Source organism: Bacillus sp. 3103sda1, from assembly GCF_024159135.1.
GTDB classification, from domain to species: Bacteria; Bacillota; Bacilli; order Bacillales; family Bacillaceae_G; genus Bacillus_A; species Bacillus_A rhizoplanae.
In genome coordinates, this window is the sequence record NZ_JAMYWS010000001.1 from 435,198 (window position 1) to 461,375 (window position 26,178).

Genomic DNA, 26,178 nt, shown 5'->3' on the forward strand with positions numbered 1-26,178 from the left:
TATGCTTGCGGTTTTCTCATGCTATAATGATGTGTAAAAAGGATGGGGAACGTATGTGGAGCGAACAAGTTACGTTAGAATACCCGTATCGTTTTGAAGAAGTGTTAAAGCGATTATCTTTTGATCCATTAAATGTCGTTAATCTAGAAGATAAAACAATTCATGTTCCGCTTAGCATAGATGAAGAGCAACTTGTTGTACGTGTACAAGGAAAGGGAACAATGGAACAGCCACAATTTTGGATCTCTAGCCAAACAGACAAACAAGATAAAATTATGAAGCGTATTTCTTCTATTTTCCAATGGAATCAACCTTTTCATGAGATTCAACATCATTTTATAAACACGTCATTACGTCCACTTTTTGAAACGTTTGCATATACACCCATTATTTTAGAGTTTGATTATTTTTCTTGTCTTCTTCGCTGCATTATTCATCAACAAGTTCATTTGAAATTTGCTACAAAGCTTACAGAACAATTTGTAAAAACATACGGAACAGAGAAACACGGTGTTTTCTTTTTTCCAAAACCTGAACAAGTAGCAAATATTACAGTAGAAGAATTGAGAAATCAAAAATTTAGTCAGCGGAAGGCAGAATATATCATTGGACTTGCGAAACATATTATGGACGGTAAGTTAAACTTAGAAGAGTTAGAGGGGAAAACTGACGAAGAGGTTAGAGAACAACTATTGCCGCTGCGAGGTATTGGGGCATGGACCGTACAAAATTTCTTACTGTTCGGGCTTGGACGCCAAAATATGTTTCCAAAAGCAGATATCGGAATTCAACGCGCGCTTCAACAGTTATTTCAGTTAGAACAAAAGCCAGATGACGCATTTTTAGAACGAATGAAACAAGAGTGTGAACCATATTGCAGTTATGCATCATTATATTTATGGAAAAGTATAGAGTAGAGGTGTAACAATGATACAAAAACAACATGAGAGTAAGTTGGAAGTTGGTCAAACGTTTCCTGTGACAATTAAACGTCTTGGAATTAACGGAGAGGGCGTAGGTTACTTTAAGAGACAAGTTGTCTTCATTCCAGGAGCATTACCGGGAGAGGAAGTTGTTGCAGAAGCAACGAAAATTCAACGTGGTTTTGCAGAAGCAAAAGTGAAAAAAATTCGCAAGGCTTCACCGCATCGTGTGAAGCCGCCATGTCCTGTATACGATGAATGTGGCGGTTGTCAGCTGCAACATTTAGATTATCAAGAGCAGTTGAATCAAAAGCGTGATATTGTTGTACAAGCATTTGAAAAGTATATGAACGGAAGTATGGAAGCGGATATTCGTCCGACACTTGGTATGGGAGATCCGTGGCATTATCGCAATAAAAGTCAATTGCAAGTAGGGCGTAAAGACGAAAAAGTCATTACAGGCTTATACAAACAAAACTCACATCAATTAATTGATATTTCTCATTGTATGATTCAGCATAAAGCAACAAACGAAGCAACAAAAGTTGTAAGACGTATATTAGAAAAACTGAACATTTCTATTTACAATGAGAAAAAACAAAAAGGTCTTGTACGTACAATTGTGACACGTGCTGCGGTTCAAACAGGGGAAGTACAAGTCACATTAATTACAACAAAAGAAGAATTACCAAATAAAGATCAATTTATCGCAGAAGTACAAAAACAGATGCCAACTGTAAAATCGATTATGCAAAATGTGAACTGGCGTAAAACATCTGTTATTTTTGGTGATAAAACATTCCGCTTAGCTGGAAAAGAAATCATTCAAGAAACGCTTGGTGATTTATCATTTGAATTATCGGCACGCGCATTCTTCCAGTTGAATCCTGAGCAAACAGTTGTTTTATATAACGAAGCGAAAAAAGCAGCTGCTTTAACAGGAAAAGAAAAAATCGTAGATGCGTATTGCGGTGTTGGTACAATCGGACTTTGGCTTGCAAAAGATGCAGCGGAAGTACGTGGTATGGATGTGATTCCAGAAGCGATTGAAGATGCGAAGAAAAATGCAAAACGTCACGGTTTTACAAATACAAAGTATGAGGCTGGAAAAGCAGAACAATGGTTACCAAAATGGGTGAAAGAAGGGTGGCGTCCGGATGTCATCGTTGTCGATCCGCCGCGTACAGGCTGTGATGATAAACTACTTGAAACGATCTTGAAAGTAAAACCAAAGCAAGTTGTGTATGTTTCTTGTAATCCTTCGTCATTAGCACGTGATGTGAAAACATTAATGAAGAGCTATGAAGTGGAGTATGTGCAGCCGGTGGATATGTTCCCACATACGGCGCATGTGGAGAATGTTGTAAGGCTTGTTAGAAAAGAAAGTTAAAGGTGTAGTAGTGAGCCATAGGCCTTATCGAAAAATCGATAAGGCCTAATTTTTATTTAGGATTGATTACGCTGAACCGTATCATAAGTAAATGAGGCTTTAGCGAAGAAACAACAGCACCCTCTAATTTGCTAGAGAGGTACTGTTTTGTTATTTGAATGGCTTACGTTAATATACTCCTTTAATTCGAATGGTGGCAGCACCTTTTATTAGAATTGTCCCCTTGATTTAACAAATGCTTTTTTGTAAATAATAAGTTTGTTAAACAATTAATTAAGGGGGACTTGTATGCCACAGGATCGAAAAGCAGAAGCTCAAAACGATGCATACGAAGGAAAAGAGATCATGCAAGATAATCCACAATATCTACCGCGTCACGTGCAAATGGAGCTGCCTCACGAATTTTCTGTAAATCCTCTGTTTGCCCGCGAAGGAGAATTAGTCGTTCCGCGCTTTCACATGCCTGATGAAGGCATGTTACCAGAAACAGCGTATCAAATCGTCCATGATGAAATTGCTCTTGATGGCAATGCCCGCTTGAATCTTGCAACATTCGTTAGCACATGGATGGAGCCTGCCGCAGAGCACTTATATGCCAAATCATTCGACAAGAACATGATTGACAAGGATGAATATCCACAGACAGCCGAAATTGAGGAGCGGTGTGTCCGCATTTTAGCCAACCTCTGGCATTCGCCCACCCCCCTTACGACTATGGGCGTTTCAACAACTGGATCGTCGGAAGCATGTATGCTCGGGGGGCTTGCGTTAAAGAGACGCTGGCAAAACGCACGCAAAAGCGAAGGGAAGCCGGTGGATCGGCCCAATATTGTGTTTAGTTCTGCTGTTCAAGTCGTTTGGGAAAAATTCGCGAACTATTGGGAGGTTGAACCACGCTATGTAAAGGTTAGCCCAGAGCATCCCCGATTGGATCCTAAGAGGGTCCTCGCTGCCGTGGATGAAAATACGATTGGTGTGGTACCGATTCTCGGTGAGACTTATACCGGGCTTTACGAACCGGTTGCCGCCATTGCGAAAGCGTTGGACGATTTACAGGAGAGGACGGGCCTCGACATTCCCATGCATGTGGATGCGGCTTCGGGGGGATTTATAGCACCGTTTCTTCAACCAGATTTAGTCTGGGATTTTCAATTACCGAGGGTGAAGTCCATCAATGTATCCGGACATAAATATGGATTAGTCTATCCTGGGTTGGGTTGGATAATTTGGCGGGAAGCTGAAGATCTCCCTGAGGATCTAATCTTCCGCGTCTCCTATTTGGGCGGGAACATGCCGACTTTTGCCCTGAATTTCTCTCGTCCTGGCGCACAAGTGCTCCTGCAATATTACAATTACCTGCGTTTGGGGAAAAGTGGGTACTATGATGTCCAAAGGGCTTCTCAGAAAGTCGCTCTTTTTCTTAGCAAGGCGATTCAGAAGATGGAACCGTTCGAACTTTTGTCCGATGGTTCGGATATTCCGGTTTTCGCTTGGCGACTGAAAGATGGTTACACATTAAACTGGAATCTTTATGATTTATCTCGACAATTGCGTGTGTTCGGCTGGCAAGTACCCGCCTATCCATTGCCCCCAGATATGGAAGCGGTGACGATTATGCGCGTTGTGGTTCGAAATGGATTTTCCATGGATCTCGCGCATTTATTTTTGAGGAACCTCAAACAGGCCGTTGCCTTTCTGGATTCCCTGGACGGGCCTATGCCACATGATACGAAACGTGATAATGGGTTTCATCACTAAGTGGGGACAGATCCCGTAGTCATTAAGTTGAGCTAACCACCGGTGAAATTAACTATCTTAGATGAATCCCTCCATTAAGAAATTTATTGGAGGGACTTTTCATGGAGATTAAGTCGACCAATAAGGATATGCTTTATACAGAAGAAAAGTTTATATCTCTTATCGGTTGGGGGAATAGATTAAGCACCCGATCTGATAAATAGACGGAGAGATTCCGCCAATTGATTCGAAAAATATGAAAATGGGTAATCGTTTAGAAAGGCTTCATGAGAAACGTTTTCTCAAAATCAAAGACCTCTTTCACAAAATGAGTTACCATATTGTTCAGCTTGCAGTTCAATACGAAATTTCTACGATTGTGATTGGGAAAAATACATCGTGGAAACAAAACAGTGAGATGGGGAAACGACAGAATCAATCGTTCTGCCATCTCCCGCATAATCTACTCATTGAAATGATCACCTATAAGGCAAAACGAAAAGGTATTGCTGTACAAGTCGTAGAAGAATCGTATACAAGCAAGGCATCCTTTCTAGACAGTGATGCGATCCCCACTTACGGTGAGGAAGACATTCCTGTATTCAGTGGAAAACGGATCAAACGTGGATTATATCGTACGAAAGAGAATAAACTACTGAACGCAGATGTGAATGGTTCCTATAACATCTTAAAAAAAGCAGTTCCAAAGGCGTTTGCCGATGGAATAGAGGGGTTGTGCCATCAGGCAGCTGTGTCAACTCCACTCGTGTTAAGCTTGAAGATGATATACGAGAAACCCCCACTTCAAGATCCGAAGGAGATAAGTGGCGGGAGTTTTCATCCTAATTAGAATAAGAAAAAGCTATGGGAAAGTGAGCTTTCTACCGCTCCTATGCCGCGGCAGACTCATCCTTACGATCTTTTTTGCTAATCGTCAAGTAGCCGACAAGAACAACAATAATAATCGTTAAGACAAGACTGACCGGACCTTCACCAAGCCCAAGACCACCGCGGTTGTGAGACGCCGAGATCCAATCCGAAAACGAGGCACCTACTGGACGAGTCATGATGTAGGCGAACCAGAAGGCAAATATCTCATTTAGACCAAACAACCAATATCCTAGAGCTGGAATGGCAAGTAAGACGGCAAACAGCACCCCCGAGGAAAAGTAACCTAAGTGCATTGTTGACGCGGTCATGTCACCTGCAGAAGTACCGAGGGCGAACGTACTCAGTACAGTGCACCAGTAAAAAATCTCGCGGCGAGTCGTGTAAATACTGTGGATAGACAGATTCTTCTCGAACGTGTTCCAGATGACGAAGATAACTGCCAGTGTCGCTGCAAAAAACACGGTTGATACAAGGTATGGGACTCCCAACACAACATGCACAGCATCAGCAGCCATCGTACCAAAAATACTGACCATCACAATAACGAGCCAGTAGATCCATGGCACATATCTTCGTACCAAGAATTGAAGTACCAATGAGGCCGCTAAACCAAATCCCCCAAGAGCAACTGCAATGATCGGATTCATATGATTGACTAGGTAATCAGAAAACACCTCTCCCATTCCAGTAGTCAGCACCTTGGTAATCCAAAAATAGACTGTAACTTCCGGAACTTTCGACAAGATCGGCTTTGCGCGATGCATAACGGCCGATAAGGACTTATTCATATGCTCGTTTTTCCCTCCAATGATTCTTTCCTTCACAAAAAAACAATCTGGATGCAAAAGAAATTATTTTTAAAGTCTATTATTTTTTCTGAATTGGGCTTTTTGTATAATCCGGTCTGTTAGCCGTTCAACAAACGGATTTGCGGAAATAATCATTTGTACAGCCACCACTGTATCAGAACATAAAAATATGTTACAAGGAAACACCCTTCACTGCATGAAAGGAGAATGAGAATTATATTAGAAATTTATTAAATAAAGTTCATTTACTCAAAAAAAAATATAATTTACTGTTACTTGTGGCATGGTTCATGCGTAACGCATCTAAATGAGGTTTAACCTTTTTTTGCTAGAATGAATTTACTAGAAATTCAATAAAGAACAATACTGATAAAAATGCTATTACCCTTTCAAAATATTTCCGACATTCAGAAACCCTTATCTTTTCAGGGTTTGCGAAAATAAGTAGTAACCAGCAACTGGCCAAGCTCAAAATTATTTTGGTTTTAACTGGCACTGCTTATCGGCAGTATAGGAATAATCTCTCTTGTAAACCTTCTAGGACTTCTTCTGGCACTTCCCTGACCTTGATATCCCCACCTAGGAAAAGTAGCCAATTTGTTATTTCGGTCAATTCTTCTGAATTATTAACATTGATAAAAGTCTTTAGAATGGCTGTGGTTTGGTAAGGATTCGTATAGGAAATTGAAACTTTTAAAGGATGGTATTTTTTGAACTGGGCAATCGCCTTTGGACCAAGTTCAACGACAAGGTTGATTACTTCTTCCTGCTTACTTAGTTTTTCTAAAATCTTTTTCTTACTTAATCTTTTTTTCGTAGGGTATGGTTTGACATTGGTGAGATTGTCGACAGGAAAAGTCTGTCTCTTTTCTTCCTTTAAGTCAAAGCCTTCAATCAGCCAAAGGCTTTTTTCACGATAAAGGTGCAAGAGATAAATTGGATAAGACTTTATTACCTTCTCTTCTTTGATGGTAATCAATAAATAGCTATCCAAAAGAAGGATTTGGATAAGCTTTTCTAACATAGGATGGGGGAGGTCTGACAGATCAAGCAGGTCGGGATTATTGGGGTTGGTCCCTTCAAAAAGCAAGATTTGATTTAAAAGAACAAGGTCCTCTTGCTGGTTTTCTGAGATGAGGCCTAGTAATTTTTCAGCTAAAGAATGACGACTCTTTAGATAGGGGAGTTGTTGATTTCTTGTAGCCATAAAGGCAATAAAAAGAGCTTTGATCTCATTATCGGTAAAGCGAACAGTAGGCAGGACAGAGTTGTTCATAACAAAATAACCCCCATCCCTTCCAACTTCAGCGACAAGTGGCATCCCCATGGCTTCAATCTCTCTGATATCTCTAATAGCTGTCGAACGAGAGATGTTAAATTCTCGCATGATTTCAGAAATTGTAAAGTGGGCGCGGTTATTGATATACCGCATGATGATATTAATCCGCTCAACTTTTTTCATCAGGACCTCCTAAACAGTATCATTTTTTGACATGATTTAAGGCTATTATAAACTTATCAAGTGAAAAGACAAATCATTTGATTAATTTAAAAAAAGGAAGGTTTTGAATATGGCAGATTATACACTAGAAGAAAAAGACAGCTTTACCGTTTTAGGTTTTGGAACTGAGCTTAAGAGCGATTACACAGACTTTGCTGGCATAAACAAGGAAAAGTCAGACTTTTGGCGGGCCGTCAAACAAGATGGAAGGCTTGACACTTTAAAAGCCATAGCCACAAATGACTACATTTTTGCCGTGAACGAAGCGGTGAATAACAAGATGATGCATTATGCTGGCGTCATGACAGAGGCATTGGTACCAGAAGAATCCAGAGTTATCCAATTTCCTAAAGGGGCATACCTAGTTGTTAAAGGGGAAGGAGAAACGGCTGATGAGTTGAGTAATAAGCTTACTGGCATTGCCTTTGGTCAAGTCTTGCCAGAAGCAAAGAATATTGCCTATGTTGGCGGGCCAAATGCAACGGTTGAGATGGGGCAGCGAAACGGCTTAGTATTTGGTGAAATGTGGATTCCTGTTGTTAGGAAATAAAAGGATTAAAGGAGGGATGGAAATGTCCTATATCGTTGATTTTAAAAATGTGTCTACAGTTGGTTTAGAGTCTTCACCAGCAGTAGAAGCGCTTGCTGGTTTACGTGCTCATGAAGCCCGTTACTTTATGAACAAATATAAGCATGAATTTACGGTTGTACCAGCCAGCGAAAGCCAGGAGACCCTTGATTATGTGAACCGAATTTTGAAAGAAGAACGTGATATTGAGTTTGCGGCCAAACCTTTAGAAACGTCGCGTTTTCAAGTGGAAAATATCAAATTTGCCTACGTCTTTTATGAGGATGGTCTTGGGGTCAACGTCATGTATACGGTTGATGACCCTAAGAAGCGTGCCGTTGGTTTTAAACTTTCTGAGGCGATGGAGGTACCAAAGGAGTTAGAAACGAAGTTTAAGTTTGCTAGGCAGAAGTCTAAACTAGCTGGAACAATTCGGGGCTCGTTTTTTGTAATTAAAGGAGAATATTAAAGTAAGCCAAAGCGCAAGTGGAGGAATTCAGCCATTTTTGGTAGTTGGTCATTCTTTTTCTTCATTTGGATAAGAAAATCCTGATTGAGCAAAAAAATTAAATTCATCGCAAGAGCAAAAACAACCATTCATGCAACAAATGCTCATCTAGGCATTCAAAATAACAAAACAGCACCTCTCCATCAAATTAGAGGGTGCTGTTACTTTTTTCGCAAAAACATCATTTACTTATGATACGGTTCAGCGTGATTAATCTAAGTGAGGCCCATTAAATTAAGGTTTTTATCGGAGTAAACGTCTGTTCTTCTATTTTGGTATACCACTATTTATGAATCACAGTTAGTTATTTATTCCTCAACATCTCAGCAAGTTCATATAGTAGGTTGTGCTGCTGAATGCGATAGTGACGTCCTTCCTTTTGCAAATACCCTTTGTCGCAAAATTGTGCAAGCACATGTAATAAATGTCGATAGGAGACGCCTAAAAAATCACAAACAGTTACGTGTTTCTCCTTATAGACCTCTTCATCCGAGGTTTGCAAAATAAAATCCGCAAGCCGGTTTTCAAGCGGGAAGGCGAGACTATACGAATACTTTGCAGCCATTTGTGTTGCTTTTACACTTAAAAATTTGGTTAGTTCACGTAGAAATTTTGCATCTTCTAACATTTGTGTGCGACAGCGATGAAAAGGAAGCGCAAAGCAAATGGTCTTAGTGGAGGTTTGGATCCCTTTTGTATAGTACACCTCATTTAATAATTCCATTTCCCCAATATAATCATTCGCATTGATAAAATTAATTAAGGAAACTTTCCCATTTTGATGCGTTACATAAATTTTTGCTTTTCCTTCAATGACATAAAATAAAAAATCCGGTCGCATGCCTTCTTGAATAATCCATTCATCGCGTTTATATTCATGCACTTCTATAAACTCTTCAATCGGAAAAGAAAATAAATGCGCAATGGAGTACTCATTCAAATATCTTTTCCTTTTCTCATTTTTATAAATTTCCATAATCCACCTCAAAAATGTGAGATATCTCATATTATTGTACGTATCTCCATGTTATCATGCAAACAATGAGGGGGATACAGAATGAACACACAACGCTGGATGAGTAGACAGTTTTTTAGTTTTTATATGACATGGGGCATTTTTCTACCCTATTGGACAGGATGGATGATTCATACAAAAGGGCTTACTCTTTCACAAACTAGTTTGATTATGAGCTTAGGTTTGGTTGCAAGAGGCCTTTCTACATTAATTGCATTTCCTTATTTATCGAGGAAATTTAGTAGTAAAATCTTATTAAATGGGATGGCAATCGGCACACTAATTGCTATCCTGTGTTGTATTCCAGCGAGTTCCTTTGTTAGCTTACTTTTGGTAACGTTACTTTTGAATTTTATTTACCCAGCGCTGATGCCTGCTTTAGATAGCGCAGCTGGCGTACTTGCGCAAAGTAATCAATTAAGACATTATGGGAAGAGCCGCTCGTGGGGATCCATTGGATTTGTCGTGGCAGGTATGATCTTAACCATCTTTACAGGGGCGTTTGGGGATGAAGTGATTTTATGGGCACTGTTACTCGGCACATTGGTATTCGTGTGTCTTGGTTTTATGCGTGCACCCGTTGTTTTATCTAAAAAACCGCAAGAGGATCAAACAAAAAAAGGCGGTATGCTGGAATTATTTCGCATCAAACACTTTGGTTTGGTGCTCGTCATTGTGATTTTACTGCAAGCGGCACACGCTTCTTATTACAGCTATGGCTATATTTTTTTACAAGATATTCACGCACCCAAATATTTAATTGGGTTAATTATTAACATTGCCGTGATCGCAGAAATCATTTTCTTCTCAATCGCAGATCAGAGCTTTCATAAATTTTCAGTAGGCTCCTTACTGACGCTAGCGGCACTTGGTTCATCCGTACGTTGGATATTAGTATTTGCCTTTCCAAATGTTATTGTTTTCTGTATCGCACAAACATTGCATGCATGCTCATTTGCAATGGGGCATTATGCCTTTATGAAATATTTAATCAAAAATATTCCACATGCGCAGATTCCAAAAGCACAAGGCATGTATTCAGCACTGGCACTTAGCTGGAGTACTGCGGTGTTCACGATGTTTGGCGGTTATTTATACGAAATCGAGCCAAGATACGCCTTTATCGGGATGATTGTTTGTACCATACCGTCGATGCTGCTTGCACTTGTTTATCGAAATTTGGAATATAAAAAGAAAGCAGCAGTTTTTATTTAGTTTGTTTATTTAAGACTATACGAAGCTAAATCGATCTTATATGCCGCACAAATCTTCGGATATTCAAGCAGCGGCATATTTTCGTTTTTCCTAATACTTAAGATCATCGTAGAGCATTATTAGGTAATACTGGGTTATTATGAAAACTCCCGCCACTTATCTCCTTCGGATCTTGAAGTGGGGGTTTCTCGTGTATCATCTTCAAAAGATGCTTAACACGAGTGGAGTTGACACAGCTGCCTGATGGCACAACCCCTCTATTCCATCGGCAAACGCCTTTGGAACTGCTTTTTTTAAGATGTTATAGGAACCATTCACATCTGCGTTCAGTAGTTTATTCTCTTTCGTACGATATAATCCACGTTTGATCCGTTTTCCACTGAATACAGGAATGTCTTCCTCACCGTAAGTGGGGATCGCATCACTGTCTAGAAAGGATGCCTTGCTTGTATACGATTCTTCCACGACTTGTACAGGAATGCCTTTTCGTTTTGCTTTATAGATGATCATTTCAATGAGGAGATTGTGTGGGATATGGCAAAAGGATTGATTCTGTCTTTTTCCCATATCACTGTTTTGTTTCCATGATGTATTTTTCCCATCAGAATCAGTACAGTTTGGTGTTAAGTAGTATAATAGTAAATGAGGTGTTAATAGTATGGAAGATATAACCTTAGGCTTACTACTAGATGTTATTGGTGAAGTATTTTCAGATGAAATTTCAATTGCTGTTTCTAATACAAAAGAATATATATACTATCGGCCAAGTAAACGAATTGATTTAAAAATTAGCGTCGGGGACCCTATAAAGGAAGGGACGATTGCCCATAAAGCAATCGTGACGAAGCAAAAGGTTTCTGAGTTTATTAATCGGGATGTTTTTGGTATTCCTTATCATGGAATGGCCGTACCATTTTTAAATAATGGAAAACTTGAGGGTTGCGTGACGGCAATTTATCCAGCTTTAACGGATGGAAAATCGGTCGTTACCTTAAAAACAACGGACGGCTGGATTCCGATTCCTTTTTCAAAGGTCATTTATTTAGAGGCTAAAGATAAAAAGACGTATGTGAATTCCGAAGAGTTATCAGGAACGCATAAATACTCTCTGCAAGAATTCGAATACTTGCTTCCGAAGGATTCGTTTATTAGATGCCACCGCTCATTTATTGTAAATGTTAATCATATTAAAGCGATTTATCCTGATACCCATTCTACCTTTTTACTTTCGATGGATAATGGTGAGAGGGTACCAGTTAGTCAATCATACGCCAGTTATTTTCGGAAGCTTCTAGGATTCTAGATTTCTCTGCTCTAGAGCCTAGATTTGCTATTTTATCTGAATTTTCGGTATCGTATACCAAAATCCCTATTTTGATAGTGTTAATGTGTAAAATAATTATGAATATTCATTAAGAGAGGGATTACTTATGGAGAATAATTTGGAGAGAATCAGGGACCAACGTCTAAAGGACCGGGTAGTTACACCTGAAGAAGCGGCTTCCTGGATTCAAAATGGAATGACTTTAGGCTTAAGTGGATTTACACGTGCAGGTGATGTGAAGGCAGTCCCATTTGCGCTGGTGAACCGCGTTAAGCATGATGAATCTTTTAAAGTAAATGTTTATACTGGAGCTTCCTTAGGTTCGGATGTAGATAAATTATTTGCTGAAGCAGGAATTTTAGGAAAAAGATTGCCCTTCCAAGCCGATGCGACCATGCGAAAAGGAATTAATAAAGGAGACTTTTTATTTGTGGATCAGCACTTGTCTCATACAGCAGAGCTACTCCGTGCCGACGTTATGGATATAGATGTCGCTATTTTAGAAGCGGTTGCGATAACTGAGGACGGAATGATTATTCCAACCACTTCAATTGGAAATTCCTTAGCGTTTTCCCTAAATGCCAAGTCCATTATTATTGAAATTAATATGGCTCAATCTACACAACTAGAGGGGCTGCATGATTTATATGAACCAGGAAAACAAGGGGCAAGGCCTCCAATTCCGCTCGTTAAATCGGATGATCGAATTGGAACTATCGGCATTCCAATTGATGTTGAAAAAGTGAAGGGTATTGTGTTTACGAACCAACTTGATTCGCCATCGACGATTGTTCCTCCAGATGAAGAAACGGTTATCATGGCACAGCATTTAATAGAGTTCCTTCGAAAAGAAGTAAAAGTAGGCAGATTAACAAATCGTTTAGCACCATTACAATCGGGAATTGGTTCAGTGGCCAATGCAGTGCTGCATGGAATGTTAGATTCGGAGTTTGAAGATTTAGAAGTGTATTCTGAGGTATTACAGGATGCGGTCTTTGATCTTATGGATGCTGGGAAAGTCCATTTTGCTTCCTGCTGCTCCATCACGCTTTCCGAAGAGAAAATGCAACAGGTATTTTCCAACTTTGAAAAATATCGCGATAAATTAATGATGCGCCCGCAAGAGATTTCTAATCATCCTGAAATCATTCGCCGCCTTGGATTAATCTCGATTAATACTGCTTTAGAATTAGATATATACGGAAATGTCAACTCTACTCACGTTTTAGGTACAAAGATGATGAACGGCATTGGTGGTTCTGGTGATTTTGCAAGAAATGCACGCCTAGCTATCTTTGTTACTAAATCCATTGCGAAAGGCGGTAACATTTCAAGCATCGTTCCTTTCGTCTCTCATGTAGACCATACTGAACACGATGTAGATGTGATTGTCACTGAACAGGGATATGCTGACTTAAGGGGACTGGCGCCAAGGGAAAGAGTGGAACTGATTATTGAGAATTGCGCACATCCAATGTATCGTGACCAGCTACGAGCTTATTACGAAGAAGCACAAACAAGGGGTGGACAAACTCCTCATGTTTTAGAAAAAGCTTTTTCTTGGCATACGAATTATGCTAAAAATGGAACAATGCTTGAAGCGGCAGTAGAAAGCGTATAGGTACGTATCACAAGTAACCGCTTAAATTTTTTTATGGTATATCCAACGAATCACTATATTTGCATTACTTAAATACGAAGAAAGCAAAAAATATCATGAAGAGTCGTGGTGGTAAGCCCAGTAGAGTTCAATCACCTAGAAATTTACCTCATATAGATTCATAACGGTGAACTGTACCATAAGTAAATGGAGTTTTTGTTGCAAGTGAATATAAGCATATAACTGTTTCTCCACCTGCACATGAGAAGGACGTATCATACATAAAAAAAAGAAGCAGACAATCACTTGCGATTGCCTGCTTCTTTTTTTTATAAAGAAAATACTTTTTCAGTTCTGGATACATGCCTCACTTCATGAGAGACTGCTATTCGCTAGTACACAATAACCGGTTCATAAGTACTGAGATTATCATACACAGTTTTCGCAACACTAGGAGGGAGATTGACACATCCGCCCGAACCTCCCGTTAAATAGGCATTATTTGCCCAGTTTGTTCGCCAGCCGGCATCGTGGAACCCTTGTCCGCTGTTTGTGAACGGAGCCCAGTAATTTACCTTAACGGAATAATCAGGTTTACCTACTGCGCTGCCTTTGAGTGTGTACGGTGATCGTTTATAGAGGATATACCACACTCCTGGTGATGTATCTTCATTGGTACTATGTTTACCAGTCACTACATTCGTTGTAACTGCCAATTGTCCATTTTTATAAATCCAAATTTGCTGTTCTGCAATTGACACTTCAGCATACGTGTCTCCAATACCATTATTGGCTGTTGTTTCATAACCGATGCCTTTATTTTCCCAGCCATTTCCGTAAATATTAGAAGCAGAAAGCGATTTCTCCCCTTTTTCGAAGGCTTCTTGGATTCGTTTTGCTTCTTTTTCAACATCTATTGCCCAGCCATAGCCTTGTCCTTTTACTGATATGACCGAACCAGAATGGGTTGTAAATGTGAAGTTTTTATTTAATGTTGCTTGAGATTTATTAATTTCAGTAATTTTGTTTTTAATGTCACTCGCATCGATTGTAACCTTCATATCCTTTGACATAGAGGCATTTTTAATTAGATCTTTAGCTGTTAAAGAGTAAACTTCATTTTGTACCTTATAATCAATGGTTTGTTGAAGAAGATCCTGTAGCGATTTCTCCTCTTTTTTTACAATCGGATTGTTTTCTTTAATAGGCTGTATGTATACAGGATTCAAATGGATTTCACTTTTATACTTCTGCTTGTCGTAATCCTTCAATAGATTAGCGACATCATACTGTTTTCCGTCAATGCTTTTTGAGATAACAACTTTGCCCTGCTCCAACTTCGCCATAGCATCTTGAGGCGCTTTTAAATCTTTATTCATAGATAAGAGCTTTTCTTCTACAAGTTTTTTCATCGTTTCGCTTCGATATTGATCCGCCTTTTCGGGTATCAGCCAATAATTTTTTTCCTTTGAGGAAGGGAAAAATGTCCACTGGCTTTTTAGTAATTTCTTAACTTTAGGCAAATCTTCATCCGTAAATCCTATTTGTGTATCTTCTTCATCTAAAATTTGTTGTTGATCAACATAGACTTCGTTTTTTAATACAGATGTTTGTAATTTCTTTATTGCCTGATCAGCAGTCAGACCGCCGACGTTTGTGTCATTAATCGTAACATGTGAATTGAAACGGGTTGCCTGATAATAACTCATTCCCCCAATTAGAAGTGCAATTATAACAGCGCCACCCGCTGTGATAAACTTCCAATTTTTAAACCACTTGATTGAGTTTACCCGTTTTTTATCACTTCGTTTTTTATCAATTTCTTCAACTGATTCATTTAGCGTGTTGTTGTTCATAAATCTTTCCTCCGCATACATCAACGTCAATTGACTTTAAACTAGTAAAATAAGACCATTGATTAGTTTACCTTATTATTCTTAAATTTTCACTATTTTTTACCATGTTTTATAGTAATGATAGCCAAATTCTTTCGACTCACAATGAATAGCCCCTTACAAACCCCTTGTAAGCCCATCCCAAGCCCCTTGCAAGTAATAAATCATTACAAAAACAAAATAAAAAACACTACTACTACAAGAATCACCCCGAAAGCAATAAAACCGTAGTAGTAATTTTTTATAAAATAAAACTACCAAATTTCCTCACTCATCCTTATATCTATTAAGGAAACAGCAATTTTATATTTGCGGTAAAGATGGGAGGAATACATATGGCAGTATACCGGAATGTACAGGTGAATTTTTGGCAGGATGATTTTATATTGGACTTAACGCCGGAGGAGCGATACTTTTACATATACTTGCTGACATGCTCTAAAACGACGCAATGCGGTATTTATTCGTTACCGAAGCGTTTGGCGGAGATGGAAACAGGCTATAACAGAGAGACTGTCGAGAAGCTGCTGCAGCGGTTCATCGACTATGGAAAAATATTATATGATGCAGAAACGAAGGAGTTATATATCCAGAATTGGTTGCGTTATAACCCAGTTGCGAACACAAACATTGAGAAATGCGTGTTGCGTGAGTTAAAGACTGTGAAAAGCAAAAAGTTTATTCATATGTTTCTTCAAAAATGCTTGGAAGAGGAGTTGAGCATTCCGCTATTATTGGAGCATTTCGGTATGCCGGTTGAGGAGTTTCAAGCTGCTCCTCAAGATGATGCCGAAAGCTGTGAAGTAGATGGAAAAATTGATTCGGGCGACAATGTATTCATGTTTTATGAACAAAACTTTGGCAGCTTGTCACGGTATACGACGGAGGAACTGAATGCGTGGATGGATGATCTGTCAGATGAACTTGTATTAAAAGCACTCCAGATTGCTCATGAAAACAACAAGCGGACGCTTGCTTATGTGAAGGGCATCTTACGAGATTGGTATGGAAAAGTATATACGAAGTTTAGTGAAGTAGAGGAAGCCACAGTGAGGTTTCGGAAGAAGGAACCGTCTGTCGTCCATGAGACTGAGAAGCTTCTAGAGGAGTGCGAAGAGTGGGAGAAAAATGTACCGTCTGAAGAAGAACTGCAGAAGTTCTGGCAGGAACATGGGTAGCGTCCGTGAACGAGAAGAGGGAGATTATACACTGTTGATTTAGGCTACGCGCATAATACATTGGCACAAGTAGACACTAAAGTAGCTGTCTTGTGTTACTATGGAAAGAAGATAACGAAAAACATCATAGAATGCTTAAGATTTTGTTTTATCCCCCATTAATGGGCAGTAAGACCCTCACTTCAAGATTCAGAGAATAGCGAAGAAGGTAGGTTGGGGATGAAGAAACTTCCCACTGATGGAAGTTTCACTTTATTCAGCGAATTAAAGTAAGGAGAATACAATGAACAATTATAAATTGACGATTCAATATGATGGTGCACGCTATAAGGGCTGGCAGCGTCTTGGCAATAATGATAATACCATTCAAGGAAAAATAGAGAGTGTATTATCTGAAATGCTCGGAAGAGAAATCGAAATTATTGGCTGCAGCAGAACGGATGCTGGTGTACATGCTCTTAATCAAGTAGCTAATTTTACGATTGATGAGAATTTGGCGGAACCTAAAGTTAAAAAGTACTTAAATCAATACTTACCAAATGATATTAGTATTACTGATGTGGAATTAGTTCCGGAGCGTTTCCATGCCCGCTACAACTCGAAAGCGAAAACGTATTTATATAAGATTTGGAATGAGGAACATACAAATCCATTCATGCGAAAATACAGCATGCACGTTGGAAAAAAGTTAAATATTGAACGCATGAAAAAAGCAGCTCAATATTTAATCGGCTCACATGATTTTACTGCCTTTTCAAATGCTAAATCTAAGAAGAAGTCTATGGTTCGAGAAGTATATATGCTTGATATCGTTGAAGACGAGGGCTTTATCCAAATTAGAGTAAGCGGAAACGGATTTCTTCACAATATGGTGAGGAAAATTGTTGGAGCGTTAATAGAAGTTGGATTAGGCCAGCTAGATGCTGAAGCAATACCGCAAATTTTAGAGGCAAAACAACGAAACCAAATAAATTGTCTTGCCGATGCAAGTGGGTTGTATTTGGAGAAGGTTGATTTTTAATTAAGATAATGAGAGAGAAAATAAAAATCCTAGCAGGTAAAAGGTAAGTCAATTTCTTTTTTACTTGCTGGGATTTTATCGTTTCAATTCAAGGGATGCTTCAATCAAATCAAGTTTTATCCCGCATTAACGGGCAGTAAGACCCCCACTTCAAGATTGAGAGAGAAGCGAAGAAGATAGGTGGGGGATAGCTGCCCGTAAAAGCCCGATTGGTTTAACTAACCATCAGTGGGGGATGAAAAAAACCACTGATGGAAGTTTCACTTTATTGTTTTTTGCTATCCTAATGGTTCATCACCATACAACTCCCACAATTTGGGGAATTTATTTTTTAATCCTTCTTCGTCATTTTCATCCCAATCAAATTCGATGTCTGGGAAACTGTATGGCCCGTCTTTTGTTTGCAAGTATAGATTGTTATATTGTTCATCATCTAATCCCGTCTTTTCTTCATATGCACTACTTGCTACAAATAGCAGATCTTCCAATTCAGGGACTTCTCCGTCTTCTATCAATTGTAAAGCTGGAATAATAGCCTGTGGATCCCGTAGGGTAACGTTAAATATATCTTTTCCTTGAAAAATCAGCCATGCTCTAAAATAGTCAAACGAATCATCGGAGCAACCACCCATGATAATATAGGCAGCGGCCCATAAGTCAGATGTATAAGAAGAATGATGATAATTTTGAAGAATGAAGTCAAACTCAATAATATCTTTAATTGGTTTTCTGGATAAGTGATTAATTAGCCATTCGACTTGTTCTTCTGGATCATCACCTTTCTTTTTCGCTGAATCTAGTAAATTCCAGAAAGTGTCCTCTGTTATCGTACTTTCTTTTACTATTTCTTCAGTATTGTCTGTAATTATATATCCCTTTTTTAACTTTGAATTGATTAGTTTATTAGCTTCTTTTTCACATTTTTGAGGTGAATCAAATTGTTTACTTTGAATAGCACCAATGGTTCCAATCTTTCCATAAGTAACGGTAAAGCAGTTTCCGGTAACGTTGATTCTCCAAAATTTATGAGAGGAGTTATCTTGATATATGAGTAATTTTTGCATAGCCATTATCTCCTTAATTACTTTTGCATTCATTATATATTAAAAATATTTGATAGAATCTTCTCTTGTATGAATTGTTTCTGTAGAATAAGTTCTTTACAAATATATTTTGTGGCTTATGAGAGACTGTAACATTGTAAACAGTCTCTTTTTTATGTGAAAATAAGAGCAAGAATATACTAGGTATGCAAAGGGGAATTTGCAATGAATGAAACGATTTCACAGCTACTAGAACAAATTGATGTAAGAAAAGATGAAATAGTAGAACTGGCAAAAACATTAATCCGTTTTGAAACTCCTGCACCACCAGCAAGAAATACGAATGAAGCACAGCAATTTATCGCTGATTTTTTAACGAAGCGTGATTTTAAGATTGATAAATGGGATGTGTATCCGAATGATCCGAATATTGTTGGAGTGAAACAGGGTACAGCAGGAGATTCGCACAAAAGCTTAATTATTAATGGTCATATGGATGTAGCAGAAGTTTCAGCAGATGAACCATGGGAAACTGGACCGTTTGAACCTTTTATTAAAGATGGTTGGCTTGTTGGCCGCGGCGCTGCTGATATGAAAGGTGGACTAGCTGGAGCTCTATTTGCCATTCAGCTTTTGCAAGAAGCTGGTATGGAACTGCCTGGGGATTTGATTTTTCAATCGGTAATTGGAGAAGAAGTGGGAGAAGCAGGAACGCTTCAATGTTGCAAGCGTGGATATAATGCTGATTTTGCAGTTGTTGTGGATACAAGTGATTTACATATGCAAGGCCAAGGCGGGGTTATTACAGGATGGATTACTGTGAAAAGCCCGCAAACATTTCATGATGCAACGCGCAGACAAATGATTCATGCCGGCGGTCGCTTGTTTGGAGCGAGTGCGATTGAAAAGATGATGAAAATTGTGCAAGGGTTGCAAGAGCTAGAACGTCACTGGGCTATTATGAAAACATATGAAGGTTATCCAGTAGGGACAACGACAATTAATCCGGCTGTCATTGAAGGCGGCCGTCATGCAGCATTTATTGCGGATGAATGCCGATTATGGATTACGGTACACTTTTATCCAAATGAAACACATCAACAAGTGATTGAAGAGATTGAAGGTTATATTGGCAGACTTGCGGCAGCTGATCCATGGTTGCGTGAAAATCCACCACAATTTAAATGGGGCGGGGAATCTATGATTGTGGATCGTGGTGAAATCTTTCCTTCATTAGAAGTTGATCAAGATCATCCAGCGGTACGACAACTTGCTGCTGTACATGAATCAACATTACACCGCAGTGCCATTCTTGATATGTCTGCAACAGTAACTGATGGAGGATGGTTTAGTGAATTTAACATTCCAGCAGTGATTTACGGGCCAGGCACGTTAGAAGAAGCGCACTCAGTAAATGAAAAGGTTGAGATAGAACAGCTTGTTGAGTTTACAAAAGTGATTCTGTCATTTGTTTATGAGTGGTGTCATACAAAAAAATAGAGGGCTGTTCTTTAAGAACGCCCTTTTTTGCTGTACTTATAGAAACTTTATAGAAACTCGTATGGATTAATGATAGAGCGATAATCTTTACGTGTTTAGCCCGTACTTTTTTAATCGATACTGTAGATTTTGCCTACTTAATCCTAAGTATTTTGCGGCTTGTGAGATATTACCGTTATGTTCGTTAAGAACTTGAATGATATATTCTTTTTCCATTTCATTTATTGTGTTCTTTAAAGTTTTAGATGTGGAATCTGAGTTATCTGTCTCCCACCTAGTTAGAGGAGGGTGAATGTTGAATTCATTTTTTGTTAACTCATAAAAACGTGTTGGAAGATGGGATGTTGTAATCATTTCCTCATCTTCTATTAAATTCATGGATCCTTCAATTATATGTTCTAATTCTCTTATATTTCCAGGCCAATCGTGTTTATAGAAAAAGTCCCTTACGTTGTCAGCAATCCCTTTTACTTTTAAGCCAAATTGCATATTATATTTTTCAATAAAACTATGAAGAAGGGGGAAGATGTCTTCTTTTCGTTTTCTTAAAGGTGGAAGAAATAAAGTAACAACGCTTAATCTGTAATATAGGTCTTTTCGTAAGCGGTTGTGTGTAATGGCTTCAATTGGATCTTCATTAATAGTTGCTATGATTCGAACGTCTACTTCTTTTTCTTGTGTTCCTCCGATTCTTCGTATTGTTTTATCTTGTATTGCACGCAACAATTTAGCTTGAAGTGCTGGGCTTAATGAGTTAATTTCATCTAATAATAAAGTTCCCCCGTGTGCTTCTTCAAATAAACCTGGTTTATCTATTGCACCTGTAAAAGCCCCTTTGTTTGTGCCGAATAATAAACTTTCCATTAGAGTTTCAGGTATAGCAGCACAATTTTGTGAGATAAAAGGCTTCCCTGCACGATAACTTTCATTATGAATACTCTGTGCAAATAATTCTTTTCCAGTCCCCGTTTCTCCCACGATAAGTATAGAGGAAGAGGTGCGTGTTACTCTTTTTGCTTCTATAATAACCGATTGAATGGCTTTAGAATTACCTATTATATGATTAAAGGTAAATTTAGTATTATGGCCTCGAAGGGCATTTGCTTTACTTGTTTGCCTTATCTGGGGAATCTCTTTTACTATTTCAATGGCACCCTTTATTTTTCCATTTTCTACTATGGGAAAGGTATCATTAATTGTTGTGATCTCTTGTCCTTTATTATTAAAATACGTTTGCTTTATATTTTTTCTCGCTTTTCCTAGTTTTAGTGCTTCTATAAGAGTACTGTTTTGATTTTCTTCAAATGCAAATACCTCTAAAAGATTTTTATATAGTACCTCCTTATGATTCATTGATTCAACTTCCATCATTTTGCGGTTGTAGATGATTGTTTTGCCTTCTTCGTTAATAATGTGAATCCCAATATCAATTTCATTGAGTAAGGTTTCATATAGCATATTCATTTCGACTAATTTTTTGAAATTAATTTCTTCTGTATGCATCTTTCATCTTCTCCTTGTTATACCCTATGAAGACTGATTTTTCTTAATTTTAATAAAATTATTGTAAGTATGCAAAAAAAATTTGCGTTTTTGGGTTAAAAATCTGTAAAGGAGAAGAAAAATTTTGCGCGTATTAAAATTTTTTCAGTACTAACTCTTAATTCCACGTAAGAAATTAGGTTGGTACATATCTTGCATTAATAGTAGTTGAATACTTTAAATTTTGAGATGGGGGGTAAGTTGAAAGAGTTACATCTGCACTTAATAAGAAAGAGGGGTTTAAAAGATGAGAACAGTGATAGAAAACGTGTACAGTCCTTGTTATGGTAAAGTTGAAAAATTATTTATTAATGAAAGTTCCTATGTGTATGAGTGGGAGAAATTAGCTTTAATTGAAACGATGGATAAACAGAAAGTAGAGATTAAAGTGGGAATCAGTGGCTATGTGGAGTTGTTAGAAGTAGAAGAAGGACAAGCTATCACAAATCAAACATTATTAATAACAGTCAGGGATGATCTGTTGATCACAGGAAGTGATTGATACAAAGCCTTCTGGATTATGTACCGTTTTCTAATGCTCTTTTAAACAATTGTTTAATTTATGTCATTACCAAGTGAAGCATAAGAAAGTTTTCGTATGAACAATCTATCGTGTTTTGGGTATTTTCTTGTATAGGGAGATTTTCTTTTGAAAAATCTCCCTCTTATTACAAATCTATAGTAACGATGAAATAAAAATGCACTTTATTCATTTTTATTTTTCATATTAAATGTAAAGCGTTTACATTTTGGGGTGCTTATAAAGTGAGGCTTCCATCAGCGGGGGTTTTACTGTCCGCGAATAGCGGGATAAAATTAAAGGGGGGTTCATATGGAAAAGCAAAATCAGGAGTTAAAGCGAGAGCTAAAAAGTCGACACATATTTATGATTGCACTTGGAGGGGTTATTGGTACAGGTCTTTTCTTAGGATCCGGTTATACTATTCATGAAGCTGGACCAGGCGGGGCAATTGCCGCATATCTTGTTGGAGGCTTTGTTATGTATTTAACAATGCTCTGCCTCGGGGAATTAGCAGTTTCCATGCCGAGTGCAGGATCTTATCAAGTGTATGCTACAAAGCATATTTCGCCTGCGGCAGGTTATGTAGTAGGTTGGATGTCATGGTTAAACTGGTCTGCTACGATAGGGATTGAGCTGATTGCAGTTAGTATTTTAATGAAACGTTGGTTTCCAGATGTACCATCTTGGATTTGGTGCATAGTTTTTGCAGTACTTCTTTTTGCTGTTAATGCATTATCTTCAAGAAGTTTTGCAGAGGTTGAGTTTTGGTTTGCGAGCATTAAAGTCATTACGATTATTGCATTTATTATTTTAGGCGGGGCAGCTATGTTTGGATTTTTAGATATGAAAGGAAACGAACCAGCCCCGATGCTTTCGAATTTTACTGATCACGGAGGACTGTTTCCAAATGGGCTGACAGCTATTTTAGTTACAATGGTTGCCGTCAATTTTTCCTTCCAGGGAACAGAAATAGTTGGTATTGCGGCTGGGGAGAGTGAAAATCCAGAGAAAACAATTCCAAAAGCAATTAATAATACGGTTTGGCGTATATTAGTTTTCTTTATACTTTCTATATTTATACTTGCTGGCTTATTCCCATGGGAACAAGCGGGATTAGTAGAAAGTCCGTTTGTAGTTGTATTTGATAAAATTGGTATTCCATATGCAGCAGATATTATGAATTTCGTTATTATTACAGCAGTGTTATCAGTAGCAAACTCTGGTTTATATGCCACTTCTCGTATGCTTTGGTCTATGTCGAACCAAGGAATGATTAGTCCGATTTTTGGTAAGTTATCTAAAAAGGGTGTTCCAATTTACGCATTAATTGCAAGTACCATTGTTGGTTGTCTCTCTTTATTATGCGGTATATATGCAGAAGATACAGTTTATTTATGGCTTCTTTCTATCGCAGGATTTGGTGCAATACTGGTCTGGGCATCTATTGCTTTATCAAATCTTTTAGCGAGAAGAACGTATGTAAAGCAAGGCGGGGATATTAAGGATTTGAAATTTAGAACGCCGTTATATCCGTTTGTTCCACTTCTTGCTTTTACATTAAATATGATTGTAATTGTGAGTATGGCCTTTATTCCAGATCAACGTATGGCATTGTATTGCGGTATTCCATTTATGATTGTTTGCTTACTGTTTTACCATTTTTCTAAAAATAAGAACAATAAAGTGAAACAGGTTGAAGAGACGAATACGGCAGAAGCGCAAAGTTTATAATACAGTGAAACTTTAATCAGTGGGGGCTCACAGCTTGTTAAGCGAGGGATCAAACAAATTTCTATCATTTCCTTGGAAATGCAACAAACAATTGCATATGTCGACGATCTTTTATTTATACTAACATAGACTTTATTCAAAGGAAGGGGTGTTAGTATGGGACGCGGTAAATCTTTTGATCATAAGAAAAAAGGACACGATCATCAACCTCCAAAGGGTGCTTACATTCATAAAGATGTAAATGAACATACGTTAGAAGAGGAAGAGCTACCAGTAAATATTGAAACATATAAAAATAGTTTAAAAAAACATTAAAAAGCACCTAAAGAGGTGCTTTTTTCCTGCTTTCATGTGGAGAAGGAGCGCAGTATTTTACTGGAATTTTCGCTTTACCGAATATCTTCAATCAATTGCTCCGTTTCCTCATACATCTCATAGTCACTTAGCACTTGAATACAGCGCCATTTCAACTCTTCGATATTTTGTTCTAAATCTTCGGGGATTAAGTTTTGTATGTCTTCTAATTCAATGCCGAAATGAACAATTTCTAGTACTTTATCATCAATACTTCGGTCCATTAATAATTCCAGTACATCTAAATTAAATATGTATCGATAGGCTTCATCAAGGGAAACAACTTTTAATTTTAAACTTTCAACGATGCTTAATACAAAAAGAAGGATAGTTTTCTCAAGAACTGCCTGATCTTCTGTTTGAAGGATGAGTTTCATGGGCACCTCCCTATTATCCCGCATTAACGGGCAATAAGACCCTCACCTTAAGATGCAGAGAGAAACGCATTGTCCAGCTCTAGCGGCTAGAATCTCCGGTCGTTTCACCCCCTCGGACGAGGCAAAAAGCGCCTCTCTGTCAGGGGCTCCAACGTCCTGCGATTCTGAGCGAGCCGCTTCCGCTTTTCTAAAGAAGATAGGTGGGGGACAACTGCCCGTAAAAGCCTGATTGGTTCAACCAACCATCAGTGGGGGATGAAGCCCCCCACTGATGGAAGTTTCACTTTATCCTGTTTGCTCGCCGGATACTTTCCATAAGATTTGATTAGTGTAAAGGTATTTCCTACATGGAAGTTTCATATGATAAAACACTAGGTTGTACTATACTATTCGCAGGTGTATAGGAAATATGCAAAATTATACAGAAAAAAGCGCCATTTCAGACGCTTTTTAGAAAATACTCCAGCCTTCTTGTTCAGAAAGTAACTCTAATATTTTAAATCCAGCAAGGCTATTACCGTTTTCATCTAGCGCAGGACCGAAAATACCAATACCCATTTCACCTTTGACACATCCAAAGATACCACCAGCTACACCGCTTTTTGCTGGAATTCCAACGCGAATTGCAAATTCTCCAGATTCGTTGTACATACCACACGTTACCATGAAGGTTTTACAAATTTTTGTAATGTGTTTTGGGATAATTTGTTTGTTGCGATATGGGTCATAACCATCCATCGCAAAGATAAGTCCGATACGGGCTAAGTCGATGCAGTTTACTTCAATCGCACATTGGCGTGTATATAGATCCATTAATTCTTCAACATCACCATCAATAATGTTGTTTTGCTTCATATAATAGCAAAGAGAGCGGTTTAAATAGGCAGTTTCTAATTCAGAGATGGCAACTTTAGAAGAGTAGTTAATGGAAGGATTATCTGTAATATCACGGACAAAGTGAAGGATGCGTTCCATTTTTTCTTCATTGCACTCTCCTGCAATCATACTTGTGATAGCTAATGCCCCAGCATTAATCATTGGATTTAATGGTTTAGAGGGACTTGTTGTTTCTAATTTAATAATAGAATTAAAAGGATCACCGGTGGGTTCCATGCCAACTTTAGAAAATACATACTCTTCACCGCGGTCAAAAAGAGCAAGTGCGAGTGTAATTACTTTTGAAATACTTTGAAGCGTAAAGAGTATCTGGGATTTTCCTGCATGAACGTAATGGCTTTCTTTATGGTAAATTGCGATGCCTAAATCATCGGGATTTGCATTTCCTAGCTCGGGAATATATGTTGCAAGCTTACCTTGTTTTGTATAGGGCTGAACTTGATCTAATAACTGTTGTAAATTGCTAGTCTCGATACACTGCATAATAAACCACTCCTATTATATTAGTTACTAAATTTAACTTTCCCGACAAGCGCGGAAATAAATAATAACATGAAAATGAGGAATGATAAAATGAAACTTCTATTCATGAGGACGCTTCGTTATTTATAAAAATGATAATTTTAATCAATTTGC

22 protein-coding genes and 2 pseudogenes are annotated in these 26,178 nt (G+C 38.3%); 15 read left to right on the top strand and 9 right to left on the bottom strand.

The annotated features are described in order from the left end of the window. Positions 1-53 precede the first annotated feature (53 nt). The 4 genes and pseudogenes from NKR74_RS02200 to NKR74_RS02215 all read left to right on the top strand — a co-directional run. Complete coding sequence (locus NKR74_RS02200) at positions 54-917, top strand: DNA-3-methyladenine glycosylase family protein (protein WP_253628503.1); 864 nt, start codon at positions 54-56, stop codon at positions 915-917. 10 nt (positions 918-927) lie between these two features. Further along, on the top strand, positions 928-2,313 hold the full coding sequence (gene rlmD / locus NKR74_RS02205) for a 23S rRNA (uracil(1939)-C(5))-methyltransferase RlmD (protein WP_253628504.1): 1,386 nt from the start codon (positions 928-930) through the stop codon (positions 2,311-2,313). Positions 2,314-2,601: 288 nt separating this feature from the next. After that, entirely contained in the window at positions 2,602-4,071 is a 1,470-nt protein-coding gene (gad, locus tag NKR74_RS02210; protein ID WP_253628505.1) for a glutamate decarboxylase, read from the top strand. Positions 4,072-4,321: 250 nt separating this feature from the next. Next, positions 4,322-4,831: pseudogene (locus NKR74_RS02215) on the top strand (IS200/IS605 family accessory protein TnpB-related protein); the annotation flags it as partial. Between the two features lie 109 nt (positions 4,832-4,940). Here NKR74_RS02215 and NKR74_RS02220 read toward each other — a convergent pair. Both NKR74_RS02220 and NKR74_RS02225 read right to left on the bottom strand, forming a co-directional pair. Beyond that, entirely contained in the window at positions 4,941-5,729 is a 789-nt protein-coding gene (locus NKR74_RS02220) for a COG4705 family protein (protein ID WP_253628506.1), read from the bottom strand. 520 nt (positions 5,730-6,249) lie between these two features. Further along, on the bottom strand, positions 6,250-7,212 hold the full coding sequence (locus NKR74_RS02225; protein ID WP_098311047.1) for a helix-turn-helix transcriptional regulator: 963 nt from the start codon (positions 7,210-7,212) through the stop codon (positions 6,250-6,252). Positions 7,213-7,321: 109 nt separating this feature from the next. Here NKR74_RS02225 and NKR74_RS02230 point away from each other — a divergent pair, with 109 nt between their 5' ends. Together NKR74_RS02230 and NKR74_RS02235 are read left to right on the top strand one after the other, a co-directional pair. Next, positions 7,322-7,801 (top strand): GyrI-like domain-containing protein, encoded by a 480-nt coding sequence (locus NKR74_RS02230; protein ID WP_098311046.1) that lies wholly within the window; start codon positions 7,322-7,324, stop codon positions 7,799-7,801. Between the two features lie 22 nt (positions 7,802-7,823). Further along, positions 7,824-8,288 carry a phage tail protein gene (locus NKR74_RS02235; protein WP_098311045.1) on the top strand — a complete coding sequence of 155 codons (465 nt, stop codon included), beginning with the start codon at positions 7,824-7,826 and terminating at the stop codon, positions 8,286-8,288. A 343-nt stretch (positions 8,289-8,631) separates the two neighbouring features. On the opposite strand, the gene yeiL is transcribed toward NKR74_RS02235, so the two are convergent. Then, positions 8,632-9,303 carry a transcriptional regulator YeiL gene (gene yeiL / locus NKR74_RS02240; RefSeq protein ID WP_098311044.1) on the bottom strand — a complete coding sequence of 224 codons (672 nt, stop codon included), beginning with the start codon at positions 9,301-9,303 and terminating at the stop codon, positions 8,632-8,634. 81 nt (positions 9,304-9,384) lie between these two features. Between yeiL and NKR74_RS02245 the strand changes: the two genes are divergently transcribed. Then, positions 9,385-10,557, top strand: coding sequence for an MFS transporter (locus NKR74_RS02245; RefSeq protein WP_098311043.1), 1,173 nt, complete (start codon positions 9,385-9,387; stop codon positions 10,555-10,557). Positions 10,558-10,758: 201 nt separating this feature from the next. On the opposite strand, the pseudogene NKR74_RS02250 reads toward NKR74_RS02245, so the two are convergent. Then, positions 10,759-11,157: pseudogene (locus NKR74_RS02250) on the bottom strand (IS200/IS605 family accessory protein TnpB-related protein); the annotation flags it as partial. A gap of 58 nt (positions 11,158-11,215) precedes the next feature. Here NKR74_RS02250 and NKR74_RS02255 point away from each other — a divergent pair. Continuing rightward, positions 11,216-11,860, top strand: coding sequence for a LytTR family DNA-binding domain-containing protein (locus tag NKR74_RS02255; RefSeq protein ID WP_098306827.1), 645 nt, complete (start codon positions 11,216-11,218; stop codon positions 11,858-11,860). A 127-nt stretch (positions 11,861-11,987) separates the two neighbouring features. After that, on the top strand, positions 11,988-13,502 hold the full coding sequence (scpC, locus tag NKR74_RS02260) for a succinyl-CoA:acetate CoA-transferase ScpC (RefSeq protein ID WP_253628507.1): 1,515 nt from the start codon (positions 11,988-11,990) through the stop codon (positions 13,500-13,502). A gap of 371 nt (positions 13,503-13,873) precedes the next feature. On the opposite strand, the gene NKR74_RS02265 is transcribed toward scpC, so the two are convergent. After that, positions 13,874-15,337 (bottom strand): L,D-transpeptidase family protein, encoded by a 1,464-nt coding sequence (locus NKR74_RS02265; protein WP_253628508.1) that lies wholly within the window; start codon positions 15,335-15,337, stop codon positions 13,874-13,876. 374 nt (positions 15,338-15,711) lie between these two features. Here NKR74_RS02265 and NKR74_RS02270 point away from each other — a divergent pair, with 374 nt between their 5' ends. After that, positions 15,712-16,554, top strand: coding sequence for a DnaD domain-containing protein (locus NKR74_RS02270; protein WP_253628509.1), 843 nt, complete (start codon positions 15,712-15,714; stop codon positions 16,552-16,554). A gap of 283 nt (positions 16,555-16,837) precedes the next feature. Beyond that, positions 16,838-17,575 carry a tRNA pseudouridine(38-40) synthase TruA gene (truA, locus tag NKR74_RS02275; protein WP_098306837.1) on the top strand — a complete coding sequence of 246 codons (738 nt, stop codon included), beginning with the start codon at positions 16,838-16,840 and terminating at the stop codon, positions 17,573-17,575. 278 nt (positions 17,576-17,853) lie between these two features. Here the strand turns inward: truA and NKR74_RS02280 are convergent, their stop codons facing one another. Beyond that, on the bottom strand, positions 17,854-18,639 hold the full coding sequence (locus NKR74_RS02280) for a DUF4240 domain-containing protein (protein ID WP_253628510.1): 786 nt from the start codon (positions 18,637-18,639) through the stop codon (positions 17,854-17,856). A 204-nt stretch (positions 18,640-18,843) separates the two neighbouring features. Here NKR74_RS02280 and NKR74_RS02285 point away from each other — a divergent pair, with 204 nt between their 5' ends. Next, positions 18,844-20,118 carry an acetylornithine deacetylase gene (locus tag NKR74_RS02285; RefSeq protein ID WP_253628511.1) on the top strand — a complete coding sequence of 425 codons (1,275 nt, stop codon included), beginning with the start codon at positions 18,844-18,846 and terminating at the stop codon, positions 20,116-20,118. Positions 20,119-20,205: 87 nt separating this feature from the next. Here NKR74_RS02285 and NKR74_RS02290 read toward each other — a convergent pair whose 3' ends face one another. After that, positions 20,206-21,621 (bottom strand): sigma-54 interaction domain-containing protein, encoded by a 1,416-nt coding sequence (locus NKR74_RS02290; protein ID WP_253628512.1) that lies wholly within the window; start codon positions 21,619-21,621, stop codon positions 20,206-20,208. A 286-nt stretch (positions 21,622-21,907) separates the two neighbouring features. Here NKR74_RS02290 and NKR74_RS02295 point away from each other — a divergent pair, with 286 nt between their 5' ends. The 3 genes from NKR74_RS02295 (at position 21,908) to NKR74_RS02305 (ending at position 24,229) form a co-directional block, all read left to right on the top strand. Then, positions 21,908-22,162 (top strand): biotin/lipoyl-containing protein, encoded by a 255-nt coding sequence (locus NKR74_RS02295; protein ID WP_098306843.1) that lies wholly within the window; start codon positions 21,908-21,910, stop codon positions 22,160-22,162. 330 nt (positions 22,163-22,492) lie between these two features. After that, positions 22,493-23,914: an amino acid permease gene (locus tag NKR74_RS02300; RefSeq protein ID WP_253628513.1), complete on the top strand. Its 1,422-nt coding sequence runs from the start codon at positions 22,493-22,495 to the stop codon at positions 23,912-23,914. Positions 23,915-24,070: 156 nt separating this feature from the next. Next, positions 24,071-24,229 (top strand): hypothetical protein, encoded by a 159-nt coding sequence (locus NKR74_RS02305; RefSeq protein ID WP_020061179.1) that lies wholly within the window; start codon positions 24,071-24,073, stop codon positions 24,227-24,229. Positions 24,230-24,303: 74 nt separating this feature from the next. Here NKR74_RS02305 and NKR74_RS02310 read toward each other — a convergent pair whose 3' ends face one another. Continuing rightward, a complete protein-coding gene (locus NKR74_RS02310) occupies positions 24,304-24,645 on the bottom strand; it encodes a DUF3969 family protein (RefSeq protein ID WP_098306847.1) in 342 nt (113 codons plus the stop codon). 450 nt (positions 24,646-25,095) lie between these two features. Further along, the gene (gene glsA / locus NKR74_RS02315) at positions 25,096-26,025 is read right to left on the bottom strand and encodes a glutaminase A (protein ID WP_253628514.1); all 930 of its coding nucleotides are present in this window, start codon (positions 26,023-26,025) and stop codon (positions 25,096-25,098) included. Positions 26,026-26,178: the final 153 nt, after the last annotated feature.